Source organism: Asanoa sp. NPDC050611, assembly GCF_040654855.1.
Lineage (GTDB): Bacteria > Actinomycetota > Actinomycetes > Mycobacteriales > Micromonosporaceae > Asanoa.
Window position 1 is genome coordinate 1 of sequence record NZ_JBFAIU010000395.1, and the last position, 6,290, is coordinate 6,290.

The following is a 6,290-nucleotide window of genomic DNA, read 5'->3' on the forward strand; positions in this document are numbered from 1 at the left end:
GCGTCCGCGACCTCGGCCTCCGCGTCCGCGACCTCAGCCTCCGCCGCGTCCGCGACCTCAGCCTCCGCGTTGGCGTCCGCGACCTCAGCGCCTGCGACCTCGGCGTCCGCGTCAGCGTCGGCAGCCTCGGCAACCTCCGCCTCAGCGACCTCCGCGGCCGCCGGCGGCTCGACCGGGGCGGCTTCCGCGGCCGGAGCGTCGGTCTCCGCGGCAACGGCAGCGTCCGGTTCGGACTCGGCGGGAGCGGGTGCGGTTGCCCACGGCGAGATGGTGCCGCCGGCCGCCGGTGCGCCGAGCAGCTGGCTCGCCATCGGCGGGAGCGGCTGGGTGGTCGACGGATCACTCGGACGGATGACGGGGTTCTCGATCGTCGTCTCGGTCAGGGCTGCCGAGACCGGCTCGGTCGCGGTGTTCGCCGCCTGGGCCGCGGCGAGCGCGTCGAGCGCCGACTGGGGTGCCTCGTCGCCGGGTGGGCGCTGGCCGGGCACGGCAAAGGTGGGCTCGCCCTGATCGGGCTGAGGTGTGGGCTGGGGCTGCATGCGGGTGGTCCTCCGTCCGCTCCGTAACGGAAACCCGGCCGGGCGATGCCAGGATGGGGCTGCGCCGGGGCCGGTGGGGGTGGCGGGACGCGACTGCCGGAACGGAACGCGTCGGACCCGTGCGCCGATGGCGTCGGCGACGGGTGGACACGCACAGGAAAGAGGCAGGGGAGCGCCCCGCCGGAGAGCAGGAACCCGGGCGGCGCACGGACAGCCAGGCGCCGCTCGGGGTCGCGGAGACCAGGTTGCCCCACCGGTCGACGACGTCGAGGTGGCAGGTGTCGCCCCGGGTGCGCCCGTCCCGCGCGACCGTCGGCTCACCGGTGCCCGCCGCCGCGGCGCGCCACTGCGGCAGGGCCGGCAGCCGGGGCGGCCGGCCACCGGGCGAGCCGGGCCGCAGCTCCGCCGAGGCGCGCTCACCCACGAGCGCGCGCCGGGCGGCGTTGTAGTCGTCGCCGAGCAGGGCGGCCAGCGGCACGTCGACACTGCGCGGGTCGCCGTAGAACGCCTCGCGGTCGGCGAAGGCGAGCTTCGCGCACTCGACGACGAGGTGCGCGAACTCCGGGCTGTCGGTCGGCAGGTCGGCCAGGTCGAAGCCGGCCAGCAGGGCGAGCTGCTGCAGGAAGACGGGGCCCTGGCTCCACGGCCCGGGCTTGCAGACCGTGTAGCCGTGGTATTCGAACGTGACCGGCTGCTCGAACCGGGTGCGGTGCCCGGCCAGGTCGCCGTGGGCGAGCACGCCCTTGTGCCGGCGCCCCGAGGAGTCCAGCGCTTCGGCCTTGTCCAGATAGGACGCGATCGTCTCCGCGACGAACCCGTCGTAGAACGCGGCGCGTACGCCGTCGATCTGGGCATCCCGGTCCCGGCCGGCGGCCTCGCCCGCGTCGACCAGCCGGCGGTACATGGCGGCCAGCGCCGGGTTGCGGAACCGGCTGCCGGCCACGGGCACGGCGCCGCCGGGCAGGTAGACGGCGGCGGAGTCGGTCCACTCGGTGCGGAACAGGTCGGCGACCGTGGCGATCGTGTCGCGGGCGCCGGTCGGCAACGGGTAGCCGCCGTCGGCGTAGCCGATCGCGTAGGAGGCGACGTCGCCGAAGCGCATCGTGCCGTGCGCCTGCAGCAGCGCGAGCCACGCGCCGAACGCGCCGGGCACGCAGGCCGGCAGCAGTCCGGTGCCGGGCACGAGGTCGAGGCCCAGGCCGGCGAAGTGGTCGATGGTCGCGCCGGCGGGTGCGGGGCCCTGGCCGTCGACCACGAACGTCTCACCGGTGGCCGCCGCGTGCCCGATGATCGGCACCTCACCGAGCGGGCCGTTCATGTGCGGCTCGACGACCTGGAGCACGAGGCCCGCGGCCACGGCCGCGTCGAACGCGTTGCCGCCGGCCTCCAGCGCCGCCATGCCGGCCTGGCTGGCGAGCCAGTGCGTGCTCGCCACCATCCCGAACGTCCCGGTCAGCTCCGGCCTGGTGGTGAACAACCGCGGCTCCCTCGAGGGTCTCAGACGGGCACGGTGACGAGTGGGCTGTTGCTCCCGTCCGCATCGCGCACCTGCACCTGCACGGATTCGATGTCGTCGAGCGCGGCGGCGGTCGCCGACTGCAGCCGGAGGGGGTCCGGCCGCTCCGGTGTGCCGTAGCCGCCTTCCGGGACCCGCCAGCTGGAGATCACCTCAGTGGTGCCGTCCCTGGTCAACACCACCAGACGGCAGGTCGCCGGGCCTTGCAGCTTGCTCAGCTCGAACGAGATCCGGGTGCCGAACGGACGGGACTCGACGGCGAGATCGGCGTGCACGCCGGTGTCCGGGTCGGTGGCACTGTGCGACGCGCCCGGCCCGACCGTCGGCGCGGCCGCGACCACGTCCGGCTGCCCCACCCAGCGGGCTCCCGCGAACAGGGCGAACCCGCTCAACAAGGCGATCAGCACCACGCCGGCCGCGATGCTGAGCAGGCGGCGCTGCCGGGAACGGCGGCGGTCGTCGCTGACGGCGGTCATGACCCGGCCGAGCAGGGCGCCCTGCTTCTCGACCTGCTCGGTCACGGCGAGGTCGGCGCCGTTCATGTCGCCGAGCGCGTCCACCACCGGCAGGAACGACTCCAGCTCGCCGGCGCAGACCCAGCAGGTGGCCAGGTGCTCCTCGAACCGCTCGGTCTCCGCCGGGTCGAGGATGCCCAACGCGTACGACGCGACGTCGAAGTGCTGCTCTCGGCTCATGCCTCGGTCACCTCGCGCGCCTCCAGCGCGGCGCGCAGGGCACGCAGCGCGTAGTAGACCCGGGACTTCGCCGTGCCGATGGGCAGCCCCAGCTCCTCGGCGGCCTCCGGCAGGGTCCGGCCCTTGAAGTAGGTGGCGATGATGATCTCGCGGTGCGCCGCGCTCAGCGTCCGGAACGCCGCGCTGATCGTCATCCGCCGCAGGACCTGCTCGGTCGCGTCCGACTCGGCGAACCGCGACAGATCCTGGTCGTACGCCTCCTGTGGCCGGGCCATCACGCTGCGGTGCTCGTCGATCACGATGCGGCGGGCCACCGTGACGAGCCACGGTCGCAGTGAGGTCTCGCCGGACGTGCCGAGCCGGTCCGCGTTGCGCCACGCCCGCAGCAGCGTCTCCTGCACGACGTCCTCGGCCCGCTGGCGGTCGCCTCCGGTCAGGCGGAGGACGAACATCAGCAGCGGGCCGGAGTGCTCCTGGTAGAGCAGCCGCATGAGCTTGTCGGAGTTGGCTTCCGCGGCCGGCTCGTCGGAGGGATGACCGGAGTCGCGAGGCAGCACCCGGCCATTCTGTCCTGTCGTTGGCCCGGGGTCAGTAGCCGCCCCCGGAACCGCACGTGACGAGGCCAGGAAGGCCCACGTCGGCGGCGGTGCGACACCGTGGGGAGCCGCGGCGACCGCGTGCATGCCAGACCTCCCTCGACACCGGGGCCAGCGGCTGCGCGCCGTGGCCATCCTTCCGTACGGACGTCCGCGCCGGACGGATCAACCGGAACGGGTCCGACTTCGGGCCGGTGGACCGCCGCACGGTCTGATCGGCAGCGGCAAGTCACCCTTCGTGTGATTGCCATTACCCACCGCCAAGGCCGCGCTGATCGCGGTCGCGATGCTGCACCGGCGGGCGCGCTCGCGGGCCCGGCGCGTCGCCGTGGGCGCCGGGCTCGCCTACTGCGGGACGGCGGCGCTGGCCTGCGTCTACCCGATCGTCACGGGCAAGGCGGCGGGGATCTTCACCGCCCTGCTCGCCGGCCCTCGTCCTGGGCGCCGCCGTCGGTTGGTGGCACGCGCGGCTGGCCGGCGACTAGGCCAGCACGGCCCCGCCGGCGACGTCGACGATGACGCCGGTGATCCAGCTCGACGCGTCCGACGCGAGGAAGAGCGCGGCCGCGGCGACGTCGTCGGGCGTACCCAGGCGGCGCAGTGGGTGTGCCTCCGCCAGCTTCTGTTGCGTCTCGGCGGGGATCCAGCCCTGGTTGGTCTCGGTCATGATCGTCTCGGGCGCGATGCAGTTGGCGCGGACGCCGAACGGGCCGGCCTGCGCGGCCAGGTCCTGGGTGAAGAGCTGAAGACCGGCCTTCGCCGCGGCGTACGCGATGATGGTGCGCTCGCTCGGCTTGCGTCCCGCCGCCGACGACAGCGTGATGATCGCGCCGCTACGGCGTTCCTTCATGCCGGGCAGGAACCGGCGCACGGTGAGGAACGTGCTGGTCAGGTTCTGCTCGATGTCGGCGCGCCAGCTCTCCGGCGTGATGTCCTCGATCGGCGTCGGCCGGCTGGTCGTGCTGCCGGCGCTGGCGACCAGGATGTCGACCCGCCCGTGCCGCGCCATGATCTGGTCGTGCATGCGGTCGAGGTCGCCGGTGTCGGTGACGTCGCCGGTCACGACCAGGGGGTCGCCGCCGATCCGCTCCCGCACGGCGGCCAGTGCCGCATGGTCGCGCCCGTGCAGCACGACCTGGGCACCCGCCGCGGCGTACGTGGCGGCGATGGCCGCACCGATCCCGCGCGAGCTGCCGGTCACGAGTGCCACGCGGCCGCTGAGGTTCGCTGTCGTGTCCATGCCCTCATGCTGCCCCTCCGCGGCGGCCGGCGACGTCTGTCGGGGAGCGGCACCGGGCGTACGCAGATCTGCGTAGCTAGCTCTCCCAGACCTGCGACAGACGCTCGAAGGTGGCCTTGTCGCTGTGCGGCGGGATCACGCACAGGATGTGCCCGCCGGGCGCGCGCAGGGTCCGGCACTCGAGCCAGCGGCCGATCTCGACCGCGCCGAGGCCGACCAGCCGCGCGGTCTCGGCGGCGACGTCGTCCGTCTCGATGTCGATGTGGAAGCGCGGCTCGTCGTCGACCGACTGCACCGCCAGGACCAGGTCCGGCAGCGCGCCGGGCAACGAGGTGTACTGCGGCTCGTCGGGCACCGGCCGGGCCGGCACGCCGAGCGCCCGCGACCAGAACCCGGCCGCGGCGGCCGCGTCCCCGGTCGGTGCGTCGATCAGGATGGTGGAGAGCCTGCTGCGATGGGTCATGACGGCAACCATTACCCCAGCACGGTGCGGCGCACCACCCCGATCGATGGAAGACTTGCCGGATGCGGTTGTCCCGCGCGGTCCTCGTCCCGGTGCTGCTGCTGGCCGGCTGCGGCTCCACTCCGGAGCCCGCGCCGGACGCCGGCGCCTGGCAGTCGCTCGCGCCGGCGCCAACCACCCGCACCGAGGTCGTCGCGGCCGCCGCGGGCACGCGGGTCCACGTCGTCGGTGGCCTGGTCGCCGGCGGTGGACCGGTCGCCACGGTCGAGGTGTTCGACACCGCCGACGGTCGGTGGTCGCCGGGGCCGGCCCTGCCGGTCGCGGTCGACCACGCGATGGCGGCCACTGTGGACGGCGCGGTCCACGTGTTCGGCGGGTACGCCGCGGACCGGCGGCCGCAGGCCGGCGCGTACCGGCTGGACGGCGGGTCGTGGCGGGCGCTGGCGCCTCTGCCGGACGGGCGGGCCGCCGCCACGGCGGTCGCGGTCGACGGCCGGGTCTTCGTCGCCGGTGGCATCGGGCCGGGCGGGCTCGCGCGGGAGATGCTCGTCTACGACGCCGCCGCCGACCGGTGGTCCACCGCGCCCGGGCCGCCCACGCCACGCGAGCACCTGGGCGGCGCCGGCTCCGGCGGCCTCGTCCACACGGTGGGCGGCCGGGTCGGCGGGCTGGGCGGCAACCTCGACGCGTTCGAGGCGTACGACCCGCGGACCGGAGCCTGGACCACCCTGCCTCCCCTGCCGACGGCCCGCGGCGGCCTGTCCGCCGCGGCGAGCTGCACGGGTCTCGTGATCGCCGTCGGCGGCGAGGAGCGGAGCACGTTCGCCGAGGTCGAGGCCTACGACCCGGCGTCGCGCCGCTGGCGCTCGCTCCCGCCGCTGCCGACACCGCGGCACGGCCTGGGCGTGGTCACGGTCGGGCCGACCCTCTACACCTTCGCCGGCGGCCCGCACCCGGGCCTGCACGTCGCCGACGTGACCGAGGCGCTGGATCTGGGTCCCTGCTAGACCCGTCCGGAAACGGCCCGCGCGCGAACCCACCGGTGTGAACCTCGTCGATCTCCACCAGGACCCCGAGTCGGCGTTCCAGGAGGCCCGCACGGCGGCGGTCGTCGCGCAGCGACTGCGCGCTTCGGGCTACGCGACGACGACCGGCGTCGGCGGCACCGGCGTGGTCGGCGTCCTGCGCAACGGCACCGGCCCGACCGCCCTGCTGCGCGCCGACATGGACACGCTGCGGGT

At 74.8% G+C, this 6,290-nt stretch carries 7 protein-coding genes and 1 pseudogene; 2 read left to right on the forward strand and 6 right to left on the reverse strand.

Annotation, left to right across the window (positions count from 1 at the left end):
• The 6 genes from AB0H87_RS36155 to AB0H87_RS36180 all read right to left on the reverse strand — a co-directional run.
• Positions 1-311 (reverse strand): hypothetical protein (locus AB0H87_RS36155; RefSeq protein ID WP_360156396.1); only part of this gene is annotated, 311 nt, incomplete at its 3' end.
• 28 nt (positions 312-339) lie between these two features.
• Positions 340-2,016 (reverse strand): gamma-glutamyltransferase, encoded by a 1,677-nt coding sequence (locus tag AB0H87_RS36160; protein WP_360156399.1) that lies wholly within the window; start codon positions 2,014-2,016, stop codon positions 340-342.
• 20 nt (positions 2,017-2,036) lie between these two features.
• Positions 2,037-2,750, reverse strand: a complete 714-nt coding sequence (locus tag AB0H87_RS36165) for a zf-HC2 domain-containing protein (protein ID WP_360156402.1) — start codon at positions 2,748-2,750, stop codon at positions 2,037-2,039.
• Positions 2,747-3,433: a sigma-70 family RNA polymerase sigma factor gene (locus AB0H87_RS36170; RefSeq protein WP_360156405.1), complete on the reverse strand. Its 687-nt coding sequence runs from the start codon at positions 3,431-3,433 to the stop codon at positions 2,747-2,749. Before AB0H87_RS36170 ends, AB0H87_RS36165 begins: the two co-directional genes overlap by 4 nt.
• 394 nt (positions 3,434-3,827) lie before the next feature.
• On the reverse strand, positions 3,828-4,586 hold the full coding sequence (locus AB0H87_RS36175; RefSeq protein ID WP_360156408.1) for an SDR family NAD(P)-dependent oxidoreductase: 759 nt from the start codon (positions 4,584-4,586) through the stop codon (positions 3,828-3,830).
• A 76-nt stretch (positions 4,587-4,662) separates the two neighbouring features.
• Positions 4,663-5,049: a VOC family protein gene (locus AB0H87_RS36180; protein WP_360156411.1), complete on the reverse strand. Its 387-nt coding sequence runs from the start codon at positions 5,047-5,049 to the stop codon at positions 4,663-4,665.
• 62 nt (positions 5,050-5,111) lie between these two features.
• Here AB0H87_RS36180 and AB0H87_RS36185 point away from each other — a divergent pair, with 62 nt between their 5' ends.
• Positions 5,112-6,056 carry a kelch repeat-containing protein gene (locus tag AB0H87_RS36185; RefSeq protein WP_360156414.1) on the forward strand — a complete coding sequence of 315 codons (945 nt, stop codon included), beginning with the start codon at positions 5,112-5,114 and terminating at the stop codon, positions 6,054-6,056.
• A gap of 37 nt (positions 6,057-6,093) precedes the next feature.
• Positions 6,094-6,290 (forward strand): annotated as a pseudogene (locus tag AB0H87_RS36190) (amidohydrolase); the annotation flags it as partial.